Annotated in this window: 21 protein-coding genes; 13 read left to right on the forward strand and 8 right to left on the reverse strand. The window is 64.1% G+C overall.

The window, feature by feature from the left end; genetic code table 11:
* Nucleotides 1-2: 2 nt before the first annotated feature.
* Both P9239_RS21405 and P9239_RS21410 read right to left on the reverse strand, forming a co-directional pair.
* A complete protein-coding gene (locus P9239_RS21405) occupies nucleotides 3-1,379 on the reverse strand; it encodes an amidase family protein (protein ID WP_309754604.1) in 1,377 nt (458 codons plus the stop codon).
* A gap of 1,025 nt (nucleotides 1,380-2,404) precedes the next feature.
* On the reverse strand, nucleotides 2,405-3,310 hold the full coding sequence (locus tag P9239_RS21410) for a LysR family transcriptional regulator (protein WP_309754605.1): 906 nt from the start codon (nucleotides 3,308-3,310) through the stop codon (nucleotides 2,405-2,407).
* 107 nt (nucleotides 3,311-3,417) lie between these two features.
* On the opposite strand from P9239_RS21410, the gene P9239_RS21415 reads away from it, so the two are divergent.
* Genes P9239_RS21415 through aroQ form a run of 6 tightly spaced genes read left to right on the forward strand, consistent with a single transcriptional unit; the run spans nucleotide 3,418 to nucleotide 7,733 of the window.
* Nucleotides 3,418-4,368: a 2-dehydropantoate 2-reductase gene (locus P9239_RS21415; protein WP_309754606.1), complete on the forward strand. Its 951-nt coding sequence runs from the start codon at nucleotides 3,418-3,420 to the stop codon at nucleotides 4,366-4,368.
* Nucleotides 4,365-4,757 (forward strand): VOC family protein, encoded by a 393-nt coding sequence (locus P9239_RS21420; RefSeq protein WP_309754608.1) that lies wholly within the window; start codon nucleotides 4,365-4,367, stop codon nucleotides 4,755-4,757. Before P9239_RS21415 ends, P9239_RS21420 begins: the two co-directional genes overlap by 4 nt.
* A gap of 3 nt (nucleotides 4,758-4,760) precedes the next feature.
* Nucleotides 4,761-5,219 carry a MaoC family dehydratase gene (locus tag P9239_RS21425; RefSeq protein WP_309754611.1) on the forward strand — a complete coding sequence of 153 codons (459 nt, stop codon included), beginning with the start codon at nucleotides 4,761-4,763 and terminating at the stop codon, nucleotides 5,217-5,219.
* On the forward strand, nucleotides 5,219-6,430 hold the full coding sequence (locus P9239_RS21430) for a CoA transferase (protein ID WP_309754613.1): 1,212 nt from the start codon (nucleotides 5,219-5,221) through the stop codon (nucleotides 6,428-6,430). The genes P9239_RS21425 and P9239_RS21430 overlap by 1 nt, the downstream gene beginning before the upstream one ends.
* A 7-nt stretch (nucleotides 6,431-6,437) precedes the next feature.
* Nucleotides 6,438-7,271 carry a shikimate dehydrogenase gene (gene aroE, locus P9239_RS21435; RefSeq protein ID WP_309755543.1) on the forward strand — a complete coding sequence of 278 codons (834 nt, stop codon included), beginning with the start codon at nucleotides 6,438-6,440 and terminating at the stop codon, nucleotides 7,269-7,271.
* A gap of 24 nt (nucleotides 7,272-7,295) precedes the next feature.
* Nucleotides 7,296-7,733, forward strand: a complete 438-nt coding sequence (gene aroQ, locus P9239_RS21440; RefSeq protein ID WP_309754615.1) for a type II 3-dehydroquinate dehydratase — start codon at nucleotides 7,296-7,298, stop codon at nucleotides 7,731-7,733.
* Between the two features lie 98 nt (nucleotides 7,734-7,831).
* Here the strand turns inward: aroQ and P9239_RS21445 are convergent, their stop codons facing one another.
* The gene (locus P9239_RS21445; protein WP_309754617.1) at nucleotides 7,832-8,758 is read right to left on the reverse strand and encodes a LysR substrate-binding domain-containing protein; all 927 of its coding nucleotides are present in this window, start codon (nucleotides 8,756-8,758) and stop codon (nucleotides 7,832-7,834) included.
* A 150-nt stretch (nucleotides 8,759-8,908) separates the two neighbouring features.
* Between P9239_RS21445 and P9239_RS21450 the strand changes: the two genes are divergently transcribed.
* The 6 genes from P9239_RS21450 to P9239_RS21475 are packed head-to-tail and all read left to right on the forward strand — an operon-like array spanning nucleotide 8,909 to nucleotide 14,788.
* The gene (locus P9239_RS21450; protein ID WP_309755546.1) at nucleotides 8,909-10,234 is read left to right on the forward strand and encodes an FAD-binding oxidoreductase; all 1,326 of its coding nucleotides are present in this window, start codon (nucleotides 8,909-8,911) and stop codon (nucleotides 10,232-10,234) included.
* A gap of 51 nt (nucleotides 10,235-10,285) precedes the next feature.
* Entirely contained in the window at nucleotides 10,286-11,011 is a 726-nt protein-coding gene (locus tag P9239_RS21455) for an amino acid ABC transporter ATP-binding protein (RefSeq protein WP_309754619.1), read from the forward strand.
* 32 nt (nucleotides 11,012-11,043) lie between these two features.
* A complete protein-coding gene (locus P9239_RS21460; RefSeq protein WP_309754620.1) occupies nucleotides 11,044-11,856 on the forward strand; it encodes a transporter substrate-binding domain-containing protein in 813 nt (270 codons plus the stop codon).
* 53 nt (nucleotides 11,857-11,909) lie between these two features.
* Entirely contained in the window at nucleotides 11,910-12,707 is a 798-nt protein-coding gene (locus tag P9239_RS21465) for an amino acid ABC transporter permease (RefSeq protein WP_309754622.1), read from the forward strand.
* 23 nt (nucleotides 12,708-12,730) lie between these two features.
* Nucleotides 12,731-14,071, forward strand: a complete 1,341-nt coding sequence (locus P9239_RS21470; protein ID WP_309754624.1) for an FAD-binding oxidoreductase — start codon at nucleotides 12,731-12,733, stop codon at nucleotides 14,069-14,071.
* Nucleotides 14,072-14,104: 33 nt separating this feature from the next.
* Nucleotides 14,105-14,788: an SDR family NAD(P)-dependent oxidoreductase gene (locus P9239_RS21475; RefSeq protein ID WP_309754625.1), complete on the forward strand. Its 684-nt coding sequence runs from the start codon at nucleotides 14,105-14,107 to the stop codon at nucleotides 14,786-14,788.
* 234 nt (nucleotides 14,789-15,022) lie between these two features.
* On the opposite strand, the gene P9239_RS21480 is transcribed toward P9239_RS21475, so the two are convergent.
* On the reverse strand, nucleotides 15,023-16,585 hold the full coding sequence (locus P9239_RS21480; RefSeq protein WP_309754627.1) for an acid phosphatase: 1,563 nt from the start codon (nucleotides 16,583-16,585) through the stop codon (nucleotides 15,023-15,025).
* A 252-nt stretch (nucleotides 16,586-16,837) separates the two neighbouring features.
* Between P9239_RS21480 and P9239_RS21485 the strand changes: the two genes are divergently transcribed.
* A complete protein-coding gene (locus tag P9239_RS21485; protein WP_309754629.1) occupies nucleotides 16,838-18,163 on the forward strand; it encodes a cytochrome c peroxidase in 1,326 nt (441 codons plus the stop codon).
* Between the two features lie 60 nt (nucleotides 18,164-18,223).
* On the opposite strand, the gene P9239_RS21490 is transcribed toward P9239_RS21485, so the two are convergent.
* From P9239_RS21490 to P9239_RS21505, 4 genes are all read right to left on the reverse strand, one after another.
* Nucleotides 18,224-19,456 carry a multidrug effflux MFS transporter gene (locus P9239_RS21490; protein ID WP_309754631.1) on the reverse strand — a complete coding sequence of 411 codons (1,233 nt, stop codon included), beginning with the start codon at nucleotides 19,454-19,456 and terminating at the stop codon, nucleotides 18,224-18,226.
* A gap of 92 nt (nucleotides 19,457-19,548) precedes the next feature.
* Nucleotides 19,549-20,514 (reverse strand): bile acid:sodium symporter family protein, encoded by a 966-nt coding sequence (locus P9239_RS21495; protein ID WP_309754633.1) that lies wholly within the window; start codon nucleotides 20,512-20,514, stop codon nucleotides 19,549-19,551.
* A gap of 298 nt (nucleotides 20,515-20,812) precedes the next feature.
* Nucleotides 20,813-21,541: a heme-binding protein gene (locus P9239_RS21500; RefSeq protein WP_309754635.1), complete on the reverse strand. Its 729-nt coding sequence runs from the start codon at nucleotides 21,539-21,541 to the stop codon at nucleotides 20,813-20,815.
* A 184-nt stretch (nucleotides 21,542-21,725) separates the two neighbouring features.
* A complete protein-coding gene (locus tag P9239_RS21505; protein WP_309754637.1) occupies nucleotides 21,726-22,379 on the reverse strand; it encodes a TetR/AcrR family transcriptional regulator in 654 nt (217 codons plus the stop codon).
* Nucleotides 22,380-22,396 lie beyond the last annotated feature (17 nt).

The following is a 22,396-nucleotide window of genomic DNA, read 5'->3' on the forward strand; positions in this document are numbered from 1 at the left end:
AGTCAGTTCACAGCGACCGTCTGCTCGACGGTCTGCGCAACGGCGATGAGCGCGTCGTCGTCGTTCTGGACGCGCATCAGTTGCACGCTGGTGGGAAGGCCCGCCGCGTCTGCCCCCGTGGGCATCGCGATGGCGGGTGTATCGAGAAAGCTGCCGGGCATCGTCATCGAGAGCGTCGCGAGGTTCACGCGGGCGAACAGTTCGGGGTCGGCTTCGAGTGGCGCGCATTCGGGCGCGACGTGCGGCACGGTCGGCAGAACCAGCGTGTCGCCGCGGAGTTCGTCGTCGAATTGCGCGATGAGCCGCGCGCGCTCCGCGAGCAATTCGGCAAGACGCGGCGCCGGCACGTTCCGGCTCAGTTCGAGCCGCGTGCGCACGCGCTGGTCGATGCGCTCGGCATCGTCGGAATCAAGCACGCTGCGGTAGGCCTCGAACGCCTCCAGCGAGCCGAACCAGCCGCGTTCGCGAATGAGGTCGCAGGCGGCGTCGAACGCGGCCACAGGCACTTCGTCGACGCGCGCGCCCGCTTTCGCCAGCCGCGCCAGGAAGCGCATGAAGTTGTCGGCGACGGCGTCGGTCACGGCAAAGCGCGCGTGCCAGCCGGATGGCACGACGAAGCGGGCGCCGCGCAGATCGGGCAGCGCCGCCATTGCTTCGCGGCCGCGCACCACGGCGTCGAAAGCGGCGCAGTCGGCCACGGTCCGGGCGAGCGGCCCGACGGTGTCGGCGGATCTCGAGAGGCCCGCCATGCCTTCCTGCGGATAACGCGCCCGGCTCGCGCGATAGCCGACGACCCCGTTCAGCGCGGCGGGCACGCGAATGGAGCCGGCGGTATCGGTGCCGACGGCAATCGGCACGACGCCCGTCGCGACCGCGATCGCCGCCCCGGACGACGATCCGCCCGGCGCGCGATGCCCGCCGGCCTCGACGGTTGCATCGAACGCCGCGTTGAAGGGCGTGCCGAAGTGCGGATTCAGCCCGAGACCCGAGTAGGCGAACTCGCTGAGGTTCGTCTTGCCGATGCCGACAAGTCCTGCGTGAACGGCCGTCGCGACGAGCGGCGCGTCGGCGCTTGCCGGGGCGCGGTTGCGAAACAGCGCCGAACCGGCCGTCGTGACGCTGCCGGCGATGTCGAACAGGTCTTTCCAGGCCACCGGCACGCCGTCGAGCGCGCTCGACGGGCGTCCGTCGCGCCGGCGCGCCGCTGCGGCGCGGGCCTCGTCGAGGGCTCGCGATTCATCGATTGAAATGAACGCGGTATTCGCCTGACGCGCCGCCGCCAGGGAGGCTCGCACGACCTCTTCGACATCGGCGCTGCCGTCCGCATAGGCCGCGGCGAGCGCGACGGCGGATGCGGCGTGAGCAGGATGAGCTGGCACTCGAAACTCCCTATTAATGTACTTCGTCAACAACATACGTTTACGATGCAAACGCCAAAAAAAAACGGCAACCACGGGATAACCCTAGGTCGCCGTCGCTGCGCCGCCAGCGGACGGATTGCCGGGGCGTGCTTGTATGGGGCGCTTCGGTCTAGTCGTCGGCTGCACGCGCTGGGCGATGCCCGCGGGCGCGACGCATCCGGTGCTGCAATGGCAAGTCGTCAAGCAGTGATGCGCGGGGCGCACGACGACGGACGAGCCTGGCGTCGAAGATGATTTCGCGTGAGATGCGACGCGCGTTCTTCGCACGGTTGGGCAGAAACCCGGTGCGCGACGGCAAGCGGAAGTTCATCGGCCAGGTGGCTGCTCGTCACGCCGACTGCCCAACGGTGTGACTCTTTCGTTCGCCAATAACGATGTCCTTGCGGATGCGGGGGCCGCCGGCCGATTCCATTTCGCTCCGAATACACAGATGCGGAAGGCGGCCGCCGCTGGCGGCTGGGCTAACGGCCGAAATCGTTCAATACGGCAAACTTCGGGAACGTCCGCAAGATTCTGTGCAGCGACTCGTACCCTACGACCTGGCGGGATTCGGGCGCGGCTCGTTTCTCGTCGGCATCGGGCCAGCCGGCGTCGGGCGGATTGTCATCGAGGGAAGTGGCCCTTACGCCACGGCAGTTGCCTGAACATCCATTAACGGCTGTGCAATCCAGCTAGACGGTTGAGGTCAGCAAACAGCCGGACAGCGGCGGACCGAAGTAGAGAGGACCCACGGCCTTGGCGCGATTGCGATCCGCGAACCGGTAGCGCAAGTTCAGAATCACGGCGCGAAACAAGCCCGCTACGCACACGCCCACAGCGAAACGCAACGCGTAGAGAAACAAAACGGGCGATGCCGGTCTCGCGCCCCGCGCAGTCCGGAAAGGTCCGCGTGTGCATTGACTTCCTGAAGCAGGAACTCGCGCACGGCGAATCTGCGTCAAGAAAGGAGCGATGATGCCCGACGCCTAATCGCTTGATGTCTCTCAGCGCAAGCTGCTGAAAAGCGTCGCCATTACATCGCGCAACCAGCGATTACCCGCTTCATGGTGGTATCGCGCGTGCCAGTGCTGCCGCACCGCGAATCCTTCCACCGGGATCGGGCACGGATGCAACGACAGCCCATTGACCTTTGCAAGCGTCTGCCCGATATGCCGCGGCAGCGTCGCGATGAGATCCGTCGTCTGAATAATGGCCCCGAGTCCCAGAAAGCCGGGCAATTCCAGCACGACATCCCGCTCGATCTGCTCGCGCACGAGCGCCTGTTCCAGCAATTGCGCGCCAGTTCCGGCCGCGATTGCGACGTGCCCTTCCGCACGGTATTGCTTCGCGCTCAGCTTCGCGCGCACACGCGGATGATGCGGATTCAACAGACACACCCAGTCCTGCATATAGAGCTGTTGCTGGTAGATGCCGCCGCCCAGCCAGGGCACGTGGCCGACAGCCAGATCGGCCTCGCCCGATTCCAAAGCACGCTCTGTGTTGCCGTCGATTCGAGCCGCTTCCAGACGGATGCCCGGCGCCTGCGCACGGACATGCGCGAGCAAGCGGGGCAACAGCGTGATGTGACTCGCATCCGTCATGCAAATGCGAAACCTTCGCTTCGCCGTGGCAGGATCAAAGGCGATTCCCCACGCTGTGAAGCGCCGCAACGATTCGAGGATTTCGCGGCACGGCCCGATGAGCGCGTCGGCCTGCGGTGTCGGCGCCATGCCGCCGGGCGTGCGAATGAATAACGGGTCTTGCAGATACTCTCGCAACCGTCCGAGCCAGATGCTGATGGTCGGCTGACTCTGGCCGAGCTTCTCGGCCACGCGCGTGACGTTGCGCGCGTCGTACAGCAGGTCGAAAAGCTGAAGCAGCTTCAGGTCGGGCAGTTCGGTCGGAGTCATCGCACTAATACCGCGTTATTACGGGAAGCAATGACGTCATTGTAGCCATTGCATTGCCATGATGAGCAGCACCTCCTATCGTTGCATCCAGACATCAGGAGACGCCATTGAAGATCGCAATTCTCGGAGCCGGTGCGCTGGGCTGCGCCATCGGTTCGACACTGACTGAGGGTGGCCACGACGTCTGGCTGATCGACCGCTCGCCGGCACACGTCGATGCAATGCGCCGCGACGGCCTGCAGGTCGACGATGCCGAAGGTTCCCGACGCGTCAAAGTGCGCGCGGCCACGAAAGCCGCCGAAGTCGGTGCAGTGGATTTGGTCGTCGTGCTGGTCAAGTCGTTCCATACCGATTCGGCCATGCGCGGCGCGCTCGATCTCATCGGGCCCGAAACGGTCGTGCTTTCGTTGCAGAATGGACTCGGCCATGAAGACGTGCTCGCCGACGTCGTGGGCCGCGAGCGCGTGCTGGCAGGCAAGACGTATGTCGGCGGCGTACTGCGCGGTCCGGGACATATCCAGTCCGGCGTCAGGGGCAAGCTCACCTACATCGGCGAACTCGATGGCCAGCTCACCGCACGGGTGCAGGCTATTGCCGAAGCCTTCAACGCATCGGGCCTCACGACGACGGTGAGCGACAACATCCTCGGCACGATGTGGGACAAGCTGCTGATCAACGTCGCAACGGGCGCGATAACCGGCATCACCCGCCTCACGTACGGACAGCTCTACGACGAACCGGTGTTGAAGGCAACCGCGCTCGCAGCGGTCTCCGAGGCGATGGCCGCAGCGCAGGCGGCCGGCGTGACGCTGTCCATCACAGACGCAGAGAAAGCGTGGACGCTCGCCGCCGAAGGGCTGCCCTTCGCCTTCAAGACCTCGATGCTGCAAAGCCTGGAGAAAGGCTCGATCACCGAAATCGACTTCATCAACGGCGCGGTCGTGCGCTGGGGCGAACGCCTCGGGGTACCGACGCCTGTGAATTCGACGCTGGTCGCATGCATCAAGGGCATCGAGCGCGCCATGACGGACCATCAGCGCGAAGGAGCAGCGGCATGAACGGATCTAAAGCCTATCTGGAGCACGTCGCCATTTTGGTGAAGGACATTCACTGGCATATTCGCTTCTTCGAAGATGTGCTCGGCATGACGATGCGCGAAGTCGACGGCACCGTCGATGCACCCCGCCAGTACTGGACGCTCGGCGGCCTGCAATTCATCCACGACCCGAAGCACGACGCGCCGGAAGGCCGGCTCGCGCATCTCGGCGTGATGTGCGAAGACCTCGAAGCCGCGCTGGCTGCCGCGCAGTCCTACGACGTCAAGGCAATGCCGCAAGGCCGCAACTGGCTACGCCTGCCCGACGGCCTCGCCGTCGAGCTGATCCAGGCGAAACCGGCCTCGTGCGTCGCACGGGCGCTCGAAATCGATCCGCGTACCGAGGCATGAAACATGACCATCACCGATAAATACTGGGACGACGCCCGCGAAGGCGACGAGTGCGTGAGTCCGACTTACACCGTCACGAAGGAACGCATTCTCGCGTATGCGGATCTAACCGGCGACCATACGCCCGTGCATGTCGACGAGGACTACGCGAACGCGAGCCACTTCGGTTCTATCGTCGCGCATGGCCTGTTCGGACTGTCGATCGCCGATGGTCTCAAGACGCAAAGCGAATACCGCTTCCTGCCGGGCATGTCGCTAGGCTGGACGTGGGACTTCAACGCGCCGATCAAGGTCAACGACGTGCTGCACGTCAAGTTCCGCGTGGGCGCGATGCGCGCAAGCAAGAGCCGGCCGGACTGGGGCATCGTCGTGCTGCCGTCCGAACTGATCAATCAGCGCGGCGAGGTCGTGCAGCATGGCGAGCATCGTCTGATGGTGCCGCGCCGTCCGGGAGCGTTCTGATGCAGGCCCGTCCTCTCGAAGGTATTCGCGTCGTCGATTACAGTCATTTTCTCGCCGGTCCCTATGTCGGACGCTGCCTTGCGGCACTCGGCGCCGAAGTCATCAAGGTGGAACGTCCCGGCAGCGGCGACGCCGGGCGACAGCACGCCACCGTGCTCGACGATCAGCAAAGCGCCTACTTCCTGCAGCTCAACATGGGCAAGCGAGGCGTGAGCGTCAACATGAAGGACCCGCGCGGCAAGGCATTCATGCAGCGTCTGTGCGATTCCGCGGACGTGTTCATCGAGAACTACCGGCCCAGTGCGCTCGACAAGCTCGGGCTCGGCTATGAAGCATTGTCGGAACGCAACCCGAAGCTCGTGTACTGCTCGATCTCGGCCTACGGTCATACGGGACCGGACGCGCATCGCGCCGGCTTCGGTCTGATCGCGGAAGCGAAGAGCGGCATCATGCAGATGATCGGCAATCCCGGCGAGCCGCCGCCCTTGATGCGCATTTCGCTGGGCGACATGTACACCGGTATTCACGCGGTGGCCGCGATCAACGCCGCGCTGCTCGGCCGCGTGAAGAGCGGCCGTGGGCAGCATATCGACATGGCGCTGTACGACACGCTCGTGTCGATGCACGAATACGCCGTGCAGTGCTACACGACGCAAGGCGTGCTGCCGGAACAGACCGGCCACGACATGCCGACCTCGACGCTCTACGGTGTGTTCCGCGCCGCCGATGGCGACCTGGTAATCGCCGCTCAGGTCGACGATTCGTGGAAGCGCTTCGCGGCGCTGGTCGAGGCGCACGGCGGTCCGGCCGGCTTCGGCACCGACACGCGGTTCCATACGCTCAGTGGGCGCAATGCGCATCGCGTGGAAATTCTCGACGTGGTGAAGCCCTGGGTGGCCGCGCGGCCGGTTGCGCAAGTACTGGCGTTGCTCGACAGCGTCGATGTTCCTTGCGCGAAGGTGCAGCGCATAGACGAAGTACTGGCCGATCCGCAGATCGTCGCGCGCGGCATGGTCGTCGAGCAGCAGCACCCGCGCTTTGGCACGCTGCGTCTGCCGAACCTGCCCTTCCGTTTCTCCGATTGCGACACGACGATTCGGGAAGTCGGGCCGGACCTTGGTCAGCACAATGCGGAAGTCGCGGCGTCCCTCGGGTTCAGCGCAGCCGAAATCGACGCCATGCAGACCGAAGGCGTTCTCTTCTCGAAGTGAGGCGATGATGACGGATCGATACGCGGTGATCGGTAATCCGATCGCGCACACCAAATCCCCCCTGATTCACGGCCTCTTCGGCGAGGAAACGCAACAGGACATGGCCTACACGGCCATTGAAGGACCGCTCGAACCGGAGCGCGCTTTCGCCGACACCGTTCGTGCGTTCGCGGCGGCGGGCGGCAAGGGCATGAACGTCACTGCGCCCTTCAAGCTGAAGGCCTTCGCAATGGCCGACGAACGCAGCGAGCGCGCAGAACTCGCGGGCGCGGTCAACGCGATGAAGTTCGAGAACGGGCGGATCATCGCCGAGAATTTCGATGGCATCGGGCTCGTGCGGGACATCGAAGCCAATCTCGGACTCTCGATGGCGGGCAAGCGCGTGCTGCTGCTTGGCGCGGGCGGCGCCGCGCGCGGCGCCTTGCTGCCTTTTCTGGCAGCGGAACCGGCTGAACTCGTGATCGCCAATCGTCACGTGGATAAGGCGCAGGCGCTTGCGGCGCAAGTAGCCGCACGCGGTCCAATCATTGCACGCGGTTACGGCGAACTCGAAGCAATGGGACGCTTCGATCTCGTGGTCAACGCGACATCGGCGAGTCTCACGGGCGACTTGCCGCCCGTTCCGCCGGGCGTGTTCAGCCACCAAGGCGCGGCTTATGAACTGGCGTATGGAAAGCGGCTGACGCCCTTTTTGCGGCTCGCGCGAAACGCGGGCGTGCACACGGTCGCCGATGGCGTCGGCATGCTGGTCGAACAGGCTGCGGAAGCCTTCGACTGGTGGCGCGGCGTGCGCCCGCATACCCGCAACGTCATCGACCGGCTCACGGTCCCGCTCGACTGACGCCCACAAAATATGGAGCAGCGAATGAAGAACGTCCTGATGCTTCACGGCATCAACCACAACATGTTCGGCAAGCGCGACCCGGTGCAATACGGCACCATCACGCTCGCCGAAATCGATGCGAGGCTGCAAGCGCTCGGGACCGAACTGGGCGCGCAGGTCGAATCGTTCCAGACGAATAGCGAAGGGGCCATGTGCGAACGCATTCATCAAGCGTTCGAAGAGCGCTGCGACGCCGTGCTAATCAACGCCGGCGCGTGGACGCATTACAGCTACGGCATTCGCGATGCGCTCGCCATTCTCACGTGCCCGGTCGTGGAACTGCATATGTCCAACATCCACGCGCGCGAGCCCTTTCGGCATCACTCCGTGTTCGCTGAGGTAGTCGATGGGCAGATTTGCGGCTTCGGGGTCGAGAGTTATCTGCTGGCCTTGCGGGCAGCGCTCGCTCGAACGAAGTAACGGAGGCGCCGGCGCCGGTAGTCGCCGCACGACCCGGCGGCAGGCGACGACGAATGCCGTTTCGCATCGATTGAGCCGGTGCAGCGACCGCCGTAGAACTAATCATCGGTTGATGCGTCGACTGAGACATGCGTGCCCCGCATCAACGCCGCCATCTGCTCATCTACGAGTTCGAGGAACGCTCCGACCACCGGATTACCTCGCGGCGTCTGCGGATGAAGCGTAAAACCGCGGAACCAGATCTCCGGCGTGAACGGCCGGAACACGATGCGCGTCGGATCGGCATCCACGGTCGCGAGCGGATTGACGATGCCCACGCCCGCGCCGCGCGTCACGAGTGCGCAGATGGTCGCGCCATACGGCGTCTCGATTGCGGGCACTTGATCCACGCCTGCCGGACGCAGCGCGCGATCGAGCGCCGCACGCGTGTCGTCCGCATAGGAAGGCAGAATAAGCCGTTCGCCATGCAAGTCGGCCGCGCGAATCCGCGCACGCGCAGCAAGCGCATGACGCGCCGGCAACGCGCATAACCCCGCCAGTTCATAGAGTTCCACGCTCATCACGCCGAACGCGTCCGGCGTGGTGGTCGCGAAGCCCACGTCGCAGTGTCCCGACGACACCCAGCGCTGAATCGTGCTCTCGCTGCGCATTTCGAGCGACACCGCGACGCGCGGATGCGCGTCCGCGAAACGCGCGATCACGGCAGGCAGAAACGACAGCGCCAGCACCGGCGCCGCCACGATACGCAGCCGCCCGCTGCCGAGTTCCAGAATCTCTCGCGCCGAATGCTGCAGTTTCTCCAGGCCGACGAAGCTGCGATCCACCTCGCGATAGAACGCACTGCCCGCGTCGGTGGCATGAATGCGTCCGCCATTTCGCATGAAGAGCGTCAGTCCCGTCGCGGCTTCCAGTTCCGCGATCAACCGGCTGATGCTCGGTTGCGATGTGCCGAGCTCTTCGGCGGCGGCCGTCATCGAACCGCGCAGCATGACCAGCCGAAACGCCTCGACCTGCCTGAGATTCATCGTTTTCTCCGGGCGTGGGCCGCAAACGCATCGGCCGGATGTCGTCAGCTTGCCATATCAAAAATGAATGGAAGCCGTTTTTGGCGCTATTTGACCGGATGATTTGCGAGGGCGACACTAGACTCGAGTCAAGCGAACAGGGTGGACTTCATGCGTCCCGATGCGTTGCTGTTTCACGAAACTTTTCGCTGCACCCCGTATTGGTGGGATGCCGCACCGCCCGAAGTATCGCCGGAACCTCTGCCGGCGAACGTAGACGTGGCGATTGTCGGCAGTGGATATTGCGGCCTGTCGGCGGCGGCGGAAGCCGCGAAGCATGGCGCGCGCGTCGCGGTATTGGATGCCGCCGAGATCGGCGCGGGCGGCAGCACGCGCAGCGGCGGCATGGTGTCGAGCGGCCAGAAGCTCGCGCTCACCAACGCCATTCGCGGCGTGTCCGCCGAACGTCTCACGCGTCTGATGCGGGAGTCGATGGCGAGCTTCGACTATCTCAAGAGCATCATCGCCGAAGAATCGCTCGATGCAGACTTGCGCATCACAGGCCGCTTCTTTGGCGCTTATACGCCCGCGCATTTCAATGTGCTGCGCCGCCAGGGCGAGTTGTTGCGCGATAAGACGGGCGTCACCGTGCACGTGATCGAGCGCGATGCACAGCGCGGCATCATCGGCTCCGACTATTACTACGGCGGCATGCTCGTCGACGAATACGGCGGACTGCATACCGCCAAATATCATCGGGCGCTGCGCGATCTCGCGCGACGGCGCGGCGCGACGCTGCATTCGCACGCAGCGGTGCAGCGCATCGAACGAACAGGAAACGCGCGCTTTCGCGTGCATACCGCGCGCGGCGCGTTCGATGCGCGGCAGGTGCTGGTCGCCACCAACGGCTATACCGGGCCGCTGCTGCCGTTCTTCTCGCGCCGCGTGCTGCCGGTCGCGAGTTATCAGATCGCCACGGAGCCGCTGCCCGAAGGCCTCATGAACGTGCTCAATCCGGGCCGCCGCATGATCAGCGATTCGAAGCGCAATCTCTTCTACACGCGGCCGTCGCCGGATGGAACGCGCATGATCTTCGGATCGCGCCCCGCCATCCGCGAAATCGACGAACGTGAGGCCGCGCGCCGGCTGTACGCGAAGCTCGTGCAGTTGTGGCCCGCGTTGAGAGACGTGCGCGTCACCCATGCGTGGAAAGGCTTCGTCGCGATGACGGGGGACAGGCTCGCGCACATCGGCCAGCACGACGGCGTGCATTACGTGCTCGGCTGCAACGGCAACGGCGTCGCGCTGATGAGCTATCTCGGACATCGCATCGGCAAACACATGGTCGGCGTCGAGCAGGATGTCGGCGCGTTCGGCGAAGGCGCCTTTCCCCTCTCAGGCGCAGGAATGGCCAGCACGCTTTCCGTGCCCGTCGGCAGTGCGCTGTACCGCATCAGCGATATGTGGCATGGCCGCGTGCGCGCAGCGCTCTCTTGAAGCGAAGACAAGCGTATGCAATCAGGACGCGAATCATCGAAGGGAACCGCAATGATCGATCTGAACCAGGTTTCGAAGTGGTATGGCGGCAATCGCGTATTGAACGACTGCACGGCGAGCATCGCGCGCGGCGAAGTCGTCGTGATCTGCGGGCCGTCCGGCTCCGGCAAGTCCACGCTCATCAAATCCGTCAACGGGCTCGAAGCGGTGCAGAGCGGGCATATCGTCGTGGACGGCATCGACGTCACGGCCAAGCGCGCGAATCTTGCGCGGCTGCGGGCGCGCGTCGGCATGGTATTTCAGCATTTCGAACTCTTCCCGCATCTCTCGGTGCAGCGCAATCTGATGCTCGCGCAGATGAACGTGCTCGGCCGCGCGCGGGACGAAGCCGCCGAACGCGCGCGCTCGCTGTTGCGCCGCGTGGGCTTGAGCGGTCATGAGGACAAGTATCCGGGGCAATTGTCGGGCGGGCAGCAGCAGCGCGTGGCGATTGCGCGAGCGCTTTCGATGGACCCCGTCGCCATGCTGTTCGACGAACCGACTTCCGCGCTCGATCCCGAGATGGTCAACGAAGTGCTCGACGTGATGACCACGCTCGCGCAGGACGGCATGACCATGCTGTGCGTCACGCACGAGATGGGCTTCGCGAAGCGCGTGGCCGACCGCGTGTTGTTCATGGACCGCGGCGTCATCGTGGAAGACGAGACGCGTGAAGCCTTCTTCGAGCGTCCGCGCTCGGAACGCGCAAGAGACTTTCTCTCGCGCATCCTGCATTGATCAACCGCTGTGCAATCCAAGGGAGCCTAACCATGCGATTACTTCGTCTCGCACGCCATCTCGCCGTGGCCGCATCGTTCCTGATCGGCGCGACGACCGCCGCCCGCGCCGCCGACGATGTCGGCACATTGACGCCGGGCAAGATCGTCGCCGGTGTCGATGCGAACAACAAGCCGTACTCGTACATCGACAACGGCAAGATGACGGGCTTCGACGTGGAACTGGTGCGCGCCATCGCCGCGAAGCTCGGGCTCACGGCCGACTTTCGCGCGCAGGACTTCGCGGGTCTCTTGCCGAGCGTGGCGAATCAGCAGGTCGATCTTGCCGCGGGCTCGATTTCGATCACCAAGGAACGCTTGAAGATGGTCGATTTCTCGGAAGGCTATCTGACGGGTCTGTTGAGCGTCGGCACGCTGCCGGACAGCACGATCGGCGCGGACGTGGCCTCGGTGAAGGACAAGCGCATCGGCGTGGTGCAAGGGACCATCGAGGACACGTATTCGCAGAGCTATCTGCCGGGGGCGCAGATCGTCCGCTTTCCGAACATCAACGCGGGCTTTCTCGCGCTGCGCAACAAGTACGTCGACGGATACTTCATCGACAAGACGCTGCTCGAAGGGCTGCAAGGGAAGTATCCGGACCTGAAGCTCGCCGACAAGCTCGATATCTCCGCTTCGAATCTTCCCGCCGGGTTCCCTATCCGCAAGGGCAACGCGAAGCTCGAAGCGGCCGTGAACAAGGCCATCGGCGAACTGGTGGCGGACGGCACGTGGCTCAGGCTCTATCAGCAGTTCAATCCCGGCTATCCGAAGCCTGATCCGATGCCGCCGTATGCGATGAAGTAATCGCCCGGCAACGTTGCTTCGTCACGCCTCGTCAAGCGCAAGGAGAGAGCCTCATGAATGCGTTCCTGCAGAACTTCCTGGATTGGCCGCTGCTCGTCGAATCCCTGCCGTCGTTGATCGGCACGGGTCTCGTCAACACGCTGATCCTGTCGGTGATCTCGACTGCGCTCGGCATCGCGGCGGGCATGGCGCTCGCGCTCTGCGCCGTATCGCACACGCGCTGGCTGACCTGGCCCGTGCGTGTCTTCGTCGATATCTTCCGCGGTCTGCCCGCCGCGCTCGTCATTCTCGTGGTCGGCCAGGGACTCGCGCCGGTCGGGCTCTCGCTGTTCGGGCCGAATCCGTATCCGCTTGCCATCGTCGCGCTGGCGCTGGTGTCGTCGGCGTATATCGCGGAGATTTTCCGCTCGGGTATCCAGAGCGTCGGACGCGGACAGATGTCGGCGTGTCAGGCGCTCGGCATGACCTACTGGAGCGGCATGCGTCATGTGATCGTGCCGCAGGGCGTGCGGCGCATTCTGCCCGCGCTCGCCAATCAGTTCATCTCCATCGTCAAGGATTCGAGCCTCGTGTACTTCCTCGGGCTGCTTACTTCGCAGCGCGATCTCTTCACCATCGGTCAGAACGCGGCGGTGAACACGGCCAACCTGTCGCCGCTCGTTGCGGCAGGCGCCGTGTATCTGCTCATCACGGTGCCGCTCACGCACGCCATCAATCATCTGGACCGCTGGACCAACCGCTTCATCAATCCCGCTGCGCGCCGGCAGAAGGCGTCACGCGCTACGCGCAACGTGCGCGCCGAAGAAGCGCTGCAATCGCAGACGGCGGCCGTGGCCGAGCGTCGTCCGTAACTCTCACTCCGACAAAAGAAACCATGGGTCCTAAAGTCGACACCGTCGCCGACGATATCAAGCTGCCTGAGCGCGCCGATGTGGTCGTGATCGGCGGCGGCATCATCGGCGTATCGACGGCGCTTGCGCTGCACGAAAAAGGGCTGTCCGTCGCGCTGTGCGAGAAGGGGCACATCGCGGGCGAGCAGTCCAGCCGCAACTGGGGCTGGGTGCGCGTGACAAGGCGCGATCCGCGCGAATTCCTGCTCAGCATCGAAAGCCTCAAGATCTGGCGCACGCTCGACAAGAAGCTCGGCATCGACACGGGCTTCAACCAGTGCGGCATCCTTTACGTATCGAACGATGACGCCGTACTCGAACGTCACCGTGACTGGCTCAGGCGCGCGCGCGAGATAGCCGGCGTCGATGCCTTCGACACGCGCGAAGTGGACACGCATGACATCTCACGCCTGCTGCCCGGCGCGACGCAGACCTTCAAGGGCGGCATCTTCACACCGGGCGATGCGCGCGCCGAACCGCAAAAGGCGGCGCCCGCCATCGCCAACGCGCTGCGACGCAAGGGCGTCAGCATTCTCACGCCATGCGCGGTGCGCGGCATCGAAACGAGCGGCGGCCGCGCAAGTGCGGTCGTCACCGAACATGGGACGATCCGTTGCGATGCGGTCGTCGTGGCGGGCGGCGCGTGGACGCGCTATTTCTGCGGCAATCTCGGCGTGGAACTGCCGCAGTTGCTCACGCGTGCGTCGGTGTTGCGCACCGAACCGCTCGAAGGCGGTCCGACGTGCAGCGCCAATAACGAGGAGTTCGCGTTTCGCAAACGTGCGGACGGCGGCTACACGGTCGCATACGGCTTGCGCACGCACGCCGATCTCACGCCCGATTCGTTTCGCCTCTTCTTCAAATACATCGAAGCATTGAAGAGTCAGATGGGCGCGCTGCAACTCCACATCGGCAAGCGTTTCTTCGACGAACTCAAGCGGCCACGCCGCTGGGCGCTGAACGAATCGACGGTTTTCGAGCATGTTCGAACGCTCGATCCGGACCCCGTGGTGCCTTACGTCGACAAGGGTCTCAAGGCCTTCACGGAGGCGTTTCCGCAGTTGTCGGGAGCGCGCATTGCGCAGCGTTGGGCCGGCTATATCGACGTGACGCCGGACGCGATTCCCGTCATATCGGAAGTGGCGCGCGTGCCGGGAATGTTCATCGGCACCGGGTTCTCAGGACACGGCTTCGGCATTGGCCCGGGCGCGGGCAGGCTGATGGCGGACCTCGTCAACGGCGACGCACCGCTCGTCGATCCCCACGCGTTCCGTCTGGAGCGCTTCAGCGACGGTTCGAAGATCACGATTGACGCAGGATTCTGAACGCGGGCACAGACACAGCACATGAGATCGAACATGGACAAAGTGGCGATGGTGTCGGGCGCGAGCCGCGGCATCGGACGAGAAATCGCGCTCGAACTGGCGCGGCGCGGTTATAGACTGTCGCTCGGCCTGCGCGATACGCAAGCCTACGACGGCGTGCCGGATGCGTTCCTGCATCCCTACGAGGCGCGCGATCCTGAAGCCGCGCGCGCCTGGGTGGATGCGACGATCGCGCGGTTCGGCCGCATCGACGTGCTGGTGAGCAATGCGGGCATCTGCCGCATGATCGACTTCGATACCGGCACCGACGCGCTTTTGACCGAGACCTTTCAGATCAACGTGAACGCGCCTTTCCGGCTCGTGCAGGCGGCACTGCCGCACTTGCGCCGCGCGGGAGCCGGACGCTTCGTGCAGCTGGCGTCGCTTTCGGGAAAGCGCGTGAAGAACCTGAACGTGGGCTACCAGATGTCGAAGCACGCGATGGTGGCGCTCACTCATGCGGTGCGCCGGGCGGGTTGGGACGACGGCGTGCGGGCGACCGCCGTATGTCCCGGCTTCGTCAATACGGACATGGCCGCCGGCATCGCGGATATCGAACCGATGGCGATGACGCAGCCGCAAGACCTGGCGCTTCTGGTGGTCAATACGATCGAGTTGCCGAATACGACGAGTGTGGCGGAACTGCTCGTCAATTGCCGCTATGAAGAGACGCTTTAGCGGCCGTCTGTGCATTCTCGAGCGAAAGCAAGATCAGTCGTTCGGTGTCGAAGGCGGCATCGGCTGCGCCTCGACGCGGAGCGAGTTATACATAACGATCGAGTTCGAATGCTAGGGCCAGTGCTTTTCCACGCGACCGAGTCGTCTCGTTAAGCCGCAGCGTAACGGAGATAAGAAGACAGGGGCCGCGTCGAACAAACCGCGGCCCCTGCCTTCACGCGCACTCGCTGGCGCTTACTGATTGAAGTCCAGCGCGTTGGTGAGATCGCCCATCTTCTGAGCGCCGTTGGCGACCAGCGCGGCGTCACGCGAGGTCAGGCCCGGCAGCGACGGCAGCGAGAAACGCTTCGTGATGAAGCGCAGGATCGACGTCGTATCGTATTGCGTGTGATCGACGAAGCCCTTCTTCGCGTACGGGGAGATGATGAGCGCCGGAACGCGCGAGCCCGGACCGAAGCGGTCGCCCTTCGGCGGCGCGACGTGGTCCCAGAAGCCGCCGTTTTCGTCGTAGGTGACGATCACGACCATGTTCTTCCACTGCGGGCTCTTCTGCAGATGGGCAATGACATCGGCGATGTGCTGGTCGCCCGATGCGACGTCCGTATAACCGGCGTGCTCGTTCAAGTTCCCCTGCGGCTTATAGAACGCGACTTGCGGCAGCGTGCCCGCGTCGATCGCCTTGATGAACTCCGAGCCGTCCGTCCCGCCGTCGAGCAGATGCTGCGCGCGTGCAGGCGTACCCGGTGCGAGATCCGCGAAGTAGTTGAACGGCTGATGGTGCGTCTGGAAGTTCGGCACGTAATTCACGCCGTACTTGATCGCGTTCGCCCGGTCGTTGAGCGCCGCGCCCCACGCACCGCCGTACCATGCCCAGCTCACGTTGGCCGCGTTCAGCAGATCGCCGATGTGCTGCTGCGTCTGCGGCGGCAGCGTCGTTGCGACGGACGGATCGGCGAGGTTCGTATCGCCACCCGATGCCGGCGCGTTGCCCGACGGCTGATACGGCGGCTGCATCGTATTGACGGCGTAGAAGTCAGGCGTCAGATTGCCCGAATTCACGTACTTGGGTGCGCCGCTCAGCGCCGAAGCGGGCGAATTCGATGCGCGCGTGAGCGTCACGCCATCCGCATCGACGACGGAGATGGAACCCTTCGCGACGCTCTTGTCCGCGTTCGGATACACCGGCGTACACGCGCAAACCAGCCATTGGTGGTTCAGGAACGACCCGCCGAACGCGCCCATGAAGAAGTTGTCCGCCAGCGTGTATTGCTGCGCGATCTTATAGAGCGGCAGCTTGTCGGGTGTGGTGTTGTAGTGCCCCATGACAAGGCCGCCGGAATCGGCCCATGCGGCGAACTTGTCGTTCTTGCCGCCGTCGATCTGCATCTGGTTCTCGTAGAAGCGATGGTACAGGTCGCGCGTCGTGACGTTCATCGCCGTGTTGAAACCGTTCGGATCGTCGATTGCGAACGGCGCGTTCGGCAGATTCGCCGTCATCGCTTCGGTCACGGCCGGCGTCACGCCCGTGGCGGTCAGACCGCCCCAGATGCTCGGCAGCGTCGCGAGCACGGAGCCGTCGCGATCGAGCTGCCGCGCGCTCGCGGCCGTCACGTTCTGAAGGCCGTTGGCGCCGGGGAAATTCCCGTACAGGTTGTCGAAGCTGCGGTTCTCGGCGTACACGACGACGACATTCTTCACTTCGTTGATGTCGTGATGGTCGTCGCTGCTGCCGCAGGCGTACAGGCCGAATGCGGCAGTCGCCGCGAGCGGCACCGCGCAAACGAATTTCTTGTTCATGAGATCTCTCTTGTGTTGGGGGCCGGCTCGTGAGTCGAGGCTTGTACGGGAAAGGAAAGCCCCGGACCGCCGACGTGCGCAGTGTCGCAACGAACGTTTACGGGCGCGTGTAATTCCGCTTTCTATTTCGAAAGGTTCATCGAAATTAAGTGGCTGCTGTGGTCGGACAGTCGCGCCGGCAAAGGCTGTCACGTGGAAGTCACATGCCTGACATACCCTTCGGCATCTTTACAAACAGCGATTACCGCCTTGATGTCTTCGATGCGTTTGCCTTTCGTTTTCTGTTCGATCGCGCTCGCCGCGTTGTCCGTGACCGCTACGTTGAGCGGCTGCGATTCCCGTGCGGCCGATGCGCACGCGGCGACCACGCAGACAGCAGCCGGCGCGGGGCAGTCCCGCGCGGAAGTCTTCGCGCATGTGAGAAACATGCAGGCGGTAGGCGAAAAGCTGTTTCTCGATCCGTCGCTGTCGGGTTCCGGCAAGCTCGCGTGCGCCTCGTGCCATAGCCCGCAGCACGCGTTCGGTCCGCCGAACGGCCTGTCGGTGCAACTGGGCGGCAGCGACCTGCATCGCCCGGGCTTTCGCGCGGTACCATCGCTCCGGTATTTGCAGTCCGTGCCGCAGTTCGCCGAGCATTTCCACGATTCCGACGACGAAGGCGACGAAAGCGTCGATGCCGGTCCAACGGGCGGCCTGACATGGGACGGCCGCGTCGATCACGGCAGAGATCAGGCACGCATTCCGTTGCTGTCGTCGTTCGAAATGGGCAGCACGCCGGCCAAGGTTGCGGCAGCGGTGCGAAAGGCGCCGTATGCCGGCGACTTCCGGAAGACGTTCGGCGCGAACGTGTTCGACAGCGACGACAAGCTGTTCGCCGCGGTCCTCGAATCGCTCGAGGCGTTCGAGCAGACACCGCAGAACTTCTTCCCCTACACGAGCAAGTTCGACGCGGTTCTTGCCGGACGCGCGACGTTCACCGAAGCCGAACTGCGCGGCCTGCAACTCTTCAACGACGAGAAGAAAGGCAACTGCGCAGCGTGCCACATCAGTCAGCGCGCGAAGGACGGCTCGCCGCCGCAGTTCAGCGACTTCGGTCTGATCGCTCTCGGTGTGCCGCGTAACAACGCATTGCCCGTCAACCGCGATCAGAAGTTCCACGATCTGGGCGCGTGCGGGCCAGAGCGCACGGACCTGAAGGGCCGCGCCGAGTTCTGCGGCATCTTCCGTACGCCGTCGCTGCGCAACGTGGCGACGCGCAAGACGTTCTTCCACAACGGCATTTATCACACGCTGGAAGACGTGGTCCGCTTTTACGCGCAGCGCGACACCAATCCCGAGAAGTTCTATCCGGTCGCGAAGAACGGCGTCGTACGAAAGTTCGACGACCTGCCGAAGCAGTACTGGGAGAACGTCAACACCGAAGCGCCGTTCGACCGCAAGAAAGGCGAGCAGCCCGCGCTCGATGAAGCCGAGATCAAGGATGTCGTCGCGTTCCTCAACACACTGACCGACGGCTACGACCCCGCGAAAGACGCGAGTCATACGGCTCGTGCGCCGATGAAGTCCGCTGCCGATTGACTTCAGCGTCGCCGGGTGCGTTGCGCCGCCGCGCACGAATCCGACTATCGCAATCGATCACTAGACGCTCGCCTGCCCTTCCAGGTATCGCAAGAGCTTGCCCACCATCCACACGACGGTGACGCCCACGAGCACGAAGAACGCGGCAAGCGGGGCCAGCACGTGCACCGAGACGAAACCCGCGAGTCCCATCATCGCCGAAGACACGAGCAACAGCGCGCAGCCGAGGATCGCGCTCGTCAGACCCGCGATGTGCGGAAACAGCGAATTGCCCTTCGCCATCAGCGTCGGATACATCGCGCCCGCGCAGAAGCCCATCACGAGTACGGGCAATGCGAGTGTCCAGATTCGAAGGCCGACGCTCAACGCGAGTACCAGCATGACGACCGACGATGCCGCCATCGTCCATGAGCCGATACGCAGCCGCGCTTCCGCGCTCGGCAGACGCGCGCCATGCACGCGGTTCGACAGCCCGCCGAGAAAGTACATCATGCCGATGCCGAGCGCGAGATAGCCGAAATACGTGGGCGGCTTGTGCAGCGTGTTCTGCACCATGAACGGCCCGACGATGTTGAACACGAGCAGGATGCTGTAGCACAGACCCTGCGCGAGAAAGCAACTCTGGAACACCGGACTTGCCAGCACCTTGCCGGCGTTGGCCATCAGCGTGCGCGGCTCGAGCCGCACGGGCCGCCGCAAGGTCTCGCGATACCGCCAGACGAGCACCCACATCACGATGGAATAGACGAGCAGGAAAACGAGGCACGCCTTCCAGCCGAACAGGGTCTGCAAATGCGCACCGATCACGGGCGCGACAATCGGCGCGAGTCCCCACGCAATCGACATATACGTGAACGCGTGCATCAACGCATGGCCCGAGAACGAATCGGTGATGATGGCCTTCGCCAGCAGATTCGTCGCCGCGATGCCGAAGCCTTGCAGACAGCGCGCGATGAGGAACGTTTCAAGGTTCGTCGCCGCGAGCGACAGCAGACAGCCGAGCGTGAAGACGACTAGCCCGAAAGCCAGCACGCGCTTGCGCCCATACGCATCGGCCACGGGTCCGAGCGTCAGTTGCCCGAGCGCGTAGGCCGCCATGTAGCCGGAAACGCTCGACTGAATTGCTTGAGGCGACGTCGCGAAATAGCGCGCCATCGCGGGCAGCGCAGGCACGTAGATGTCGATAGCAAGCTGCCCGGCCGATGCGAAAAGGCACACGAGAAACAGCAGGAAGCGCGGCGAGTTCGCCGGGCGGGCGGCAACGAAGGTGCCGTCGGGGTGAGCAGGCATCATGAAGGCAACGAAGGGGCGGGTGCCACGACGAGGCACCCGCCGGTTGAAGTGGAGTGAGGCGGGAAGTGAAGAAGCCGAGGCGGTCAGCGCCGTCACGCACCGCTGCGGTTCGCGGCGGCGCGTCCTGCGTCCGCATCGCGGGTCGATCCTTTCGCCGGGCGCCCCGCCCAGTGGCCCGCGAGCATCGAGCCCGAGAGGTTGTGCCACACGGAAAACAGCGCGCCGGGCAGCGCGGCGATCGGCGTGAAATAGAGCTTGCCGAGCGTCGCGGCGAGGCCCGAGTTCTGCATGCCGACTTCGATGGCAAGCGTCCGGCAAACGGCTTCGTCGAAGCCGAGCAGACGCCCGCCCCAGTAGCCGCCCAGCAAGCCGATGCCGTTATGCAGCACCACGCCGAGCGCGACGACCACGCCGACCGACGCAATGCTTTTCTGCGTGCCGCCGACGACAGCCGCGATGATCAGCAGGATCGACACCATCGAGACGAGCGGAAGCAGCCATTCGATCTTTCGCACGAACTTGCCGAACAGATGATTCACGATCAACCCGACGACAATCGGCAGCGCGACGATCTGCAAGATGCTCATCAGCATGCCGTGAACATCGACCGCGATGGACGCATCGACATAAAGACGCGTGAGCAGCGGCGTCGCGAATACGCCGACGAGCGTCGAAAGCGCGCTGATCGTGACCGAGAGCGCGACGTCGCCGCGCGCCAGATAGATCATCACGTTCGACGCCGTGCCGCTTGCCACGCTGCCGACGAGCACCATGCCCGCGGTGAGATCTGGCGGCATGCGCAACGCCTTGGCGATCACCCATGCGGCGAGCGGCATCACGAGATAATGCAGGACAATGCCGGCGACGACCGGCGCGGGACGCGTGAAGACGCGCCGGAAATCGTCGATGGAGAGCGTCACGCCCATCGACAGCATGATGATGGTGAGCAGCGTCGTCACGTGCGGCGCAATGCCGGTGACCGATGCTGGCGAGCAGTAAGCGGCGATGGAAGCGAGCACAGCCCAAAGCGGAAAGAGACGGGTAATGCGGGCAAGCATGTGATGCGGTCCTCGAATGTCGTGGCGTGGGTGTTCGGAGCGAACGTCGAGCGCGGCAAGCGGTGCGTGACATGCAAAAGCACGCAGAAGCGTCACGGCTTGCGGGCCTCGAACGGGGACTGCGCGCGGCATGGGTCGCGGGCCGCGTGTGGGACGAAATGCTGGCCTTCGTGGGGCGAATGCCCGATGGCGATGCCGCGCCGCGCGGGTCACGCGCGACACGGCCAGATGGCGGGCAAGGCTCGTATTTTACCGGCGCGTGGCCAGTTGTTCCGAACCACCCGTTAGGTGATGCGCTTCAGGGCGCGGACTCGATGGCGGCGGGGCTCAGATCGGTCGGGAAGCAATGGGGATGCTCGAATCCCATCGGCGAGGCGCCCGTCGAGTAAATGATGTTGTCGGTGTTGTTCGGGCCTTGTCCTCGCGGCACGCTGCCGAGCCCGGCGAGCTTGCGCATACGGTACGCGATGGCGTGATCCGCGCAGGCGCTGTCGCCGCTCACGCCTAGACCGCCGATCACCTTTCCGCCCGCGTAGAGCGCCACGCCGCCGCCGAACGTGATCACGCCGCCGAGCGTCCGGCCGATGCCGCTGCCTTGTTCCAGGAAGCGCGCATCGAACGGATTCGAGTTGTTGAGGCCGTACAGCGAGCCGCCCGGCTGCGTGGCCGCATAGAGATTCGCGGTGGAAAGCGCGAGGGCATCGTTGGAAAAGCCGTTCGCCGTGTATGCCTTGGCGATTGCGATAGCGCGGCTGCCGGGCCAGGCATCGCCCGTCTTGATGACAGAACACAGATGCCCTTCCCGATCCACGACGGCGGCCCACATCCGGTTCGGGCTGAAGATGCCGCCGTTGCCGTCGCGCAGGTTCACGACTCTGGCGAGCTGATTCTCGACCAGGGAGACGGTTCCTTGCGGAAGCAGGCAGCGTCCGGAAGGATAGTCGTCGTTGCCGTATGCGTGAGCGAGCGGCGACACGAGTGCAATGGAAATTCCGGCGGCCAACGAGTAAGACGCGATCATGCGCATGGCGATTCTCCCGACCTATTCACGATTTAACGACACGAGTGAAGCACTGGAACCGATCGCTGCCTACAAGATAGGATGCCTTAGTGAATAGGACGAGCGTTGTTTGTTCGTCGTAAACCCTGAACGAATGCCGACAGCGTGCTCGCGAAAAGCGCACTGAAAGCGCGCTGAAATACGAAGATTGTCAGCCCGACACGGACGCCTCGACCACTGCAAGATAGGCCGCTAGCGCCCGCTTGACCTCGCGCAGATAGCGTTTCGCGAGTTGCACGTCGCCCATGGCGGGCCGCAGCTTGATGGCGAGCGCGCCGCTTGCCAGTGCGCGCAACATGTCGACGTAAAGCGCGCGTTCCGCGGGCTTCACGTTTGCCATGCGCACGTCGAGTACTTTCCTGAGCGTGCCCGGCTCGCGCTTCGTCTTGTCGTCATGCGGCATGACGGACATCAGGATGAGGCAGTCCGGGTTCTGCTCCAGATACGTGATGTAAGGCGTCATGATCCGGTCGATGACCGCCTCCGACGACAGCGTGCGCCATGTTTCGTTATCGATCTGATCGAGCGCGTCGTCGATCTCGCCCATGGCCGCTTTATGACGGTCCCACAGCGCGCTCAAGAGGCTTTCACGGTCCGGAAAGAAGTGATACATCGAGCCGATCGGCGTCTGCGCACTGCGTGCCACGCCGTGCATGGTCACGCCGGCAAGACCTTTTTCCACGATCAGCGCGGCCGTCGCGTCGAGCACCGTTTCGATGCGCGCGCGACCGCGCGCCTGCAACGGCGAACGGGCGCTGCTGGCGCGTTCGTGCGCGTCCGGTTCGTGTTCGTGGGGCTTCGTCATCGTGTCTCCTATCGTCG

This window comes from Caballeronia sp. LZ062 (genome assembly GCF_031450785.1).
Taxonomy (GTDB): Bacteria; Pseudomonadota; Gammaproteobacteria; order Burkholderiales; family Burkholderiaceae; genus Caballeronia.

Bases quoted from the DNA above. Each gene is read 5' to 3' on its own strand.
- P9239_RS21475 (WP_309754625.1), top strand. From the start codon at position 14,105: ATGGACAAAGTGGCGATGGTGTCGGGCGCGAGCCGCGGCATCGGACGA.
- P9239_RS21410 (WP_309754605.1), bottom strand. From the start codon at position 3,310: ATGACTCCGACCGAACTGCCCGACCTGAAGCTGCTTCAGCTTTTCGAC.
- P9239_RS21465 (WP_309754622.1), top strand. From the start codon at position 11,910: ATGAATGCGTTCCTGCAGAACTTCCTGGATTGGCCGCTGCTCGTCGAA.
- P9239_RS21490 (WP_309754631.1), bottom strand. From the start codon at position 19,456: ATGATGCCTGCTCACCCCGACGGCACCTTCGTTGCCGCCCGCCCGGCG.
- P9239_RS21480 (WP_309754627.1), bottom strand. From the start codon at position 16,585: ATGAACAAGAAATTCGTTTGCGCGGTGCCGCTCGCGGCGACTGCCGCA.
- P9239_RS21445 (WP_309754617.1), bottom strand. From the start codon at position 8,758: ATGAATCTCAGGCAGGTCGAGGCGTTTCGGCTGGTCATGCTGCGCGGT.
- P9239_RS21505 (WP_309754637.1), bottom strand. From the start codon at position 22,379: ATGACGAAGCCCCACGAACACGAACCGGACGCGCACGAACGCGCCAGC.
- P9239_RS21420 (WP_309754608.1), top strand. From the start codon at position 4,365: ATGAACGGATCTAAAGCCTATCTGGAGCACGTCGCCATTTTGGTGAAG.
- P9239_RS21485 (WP_309754629.1), top strand. From the start codon at position 16,838: ATGTCTTCGATGCGTTTGCCTTTCGTTTTCTGTTCGATCGCGCTCGCC.
- aroE (WP_309755543.1), top strand. From the start codon at position 6,438: ATGACGGATCGATACGCGGTGATCGGTAATCCGATCGCGCACACCAAA.
- P9239_RS21495 (WP_309754633.1), bottom strand. From the start codon at position 20,514: ATGCTTGCCCGCATTACCCGTCTCTTTCCGCTTTGGGCTGTGCTCGCT.
- aroQ (WP_309754615.1), top strand. From the start codon at position 7,296: ATGAAGAACGTCCTGATGCTTCACGGCATCAACCACAACATGTTCGGC.
- P9239_RS21425 (WP_309754611.1), top strand. From the start codon at position 4,761: ATGACCATCACCGATAAATACTGGGACGACGCCCGCGAAGGCGACGAG.
- P9239_RS21460 (WP_309754620.1), top strand. From the start codon at position 11,044: ATGCGATTACTTCGTCTCGCACGCCATCTCGCCGTGGCCGCATCGTTC.
- P9239_RS21430 (WP_309754613.1), top strand. From the start codon at position 5,219: ATGCAGGCCCGTCCTCTCGAAGGTATTCGCGTCGTCGATTACAGTCAT.
- P9239_RS21455 (WP_309754619.1), top strand. From the start codon at position 10,286: ATGATCGATCTGAACCAGGTTTCGAAGTGGTATGGCGGCAATCGCGTA.
- P9239_RS21500 (WP_309754635.1), bottom strand. From the start codon at position 21,541: ATGCGCATGATCGCGTCTTACTCGTTGGCCGCCGGAATTTCCATTGCA.
- P9239_RS21470 (WP_309754624.1), top strand. From the start codon at position 12,731: ATGGGTCCTAAAGTCGACACCGTCGCCGACGATATCAAGCTGCCTGAG.
- P9239_RS21450 (WP_309755546.1), top strand. From the start codon at position 8,909: ATGCGTCCCGATGCGTTGCTGTTTCACGAAACTTTTCGCTGCACCCCG.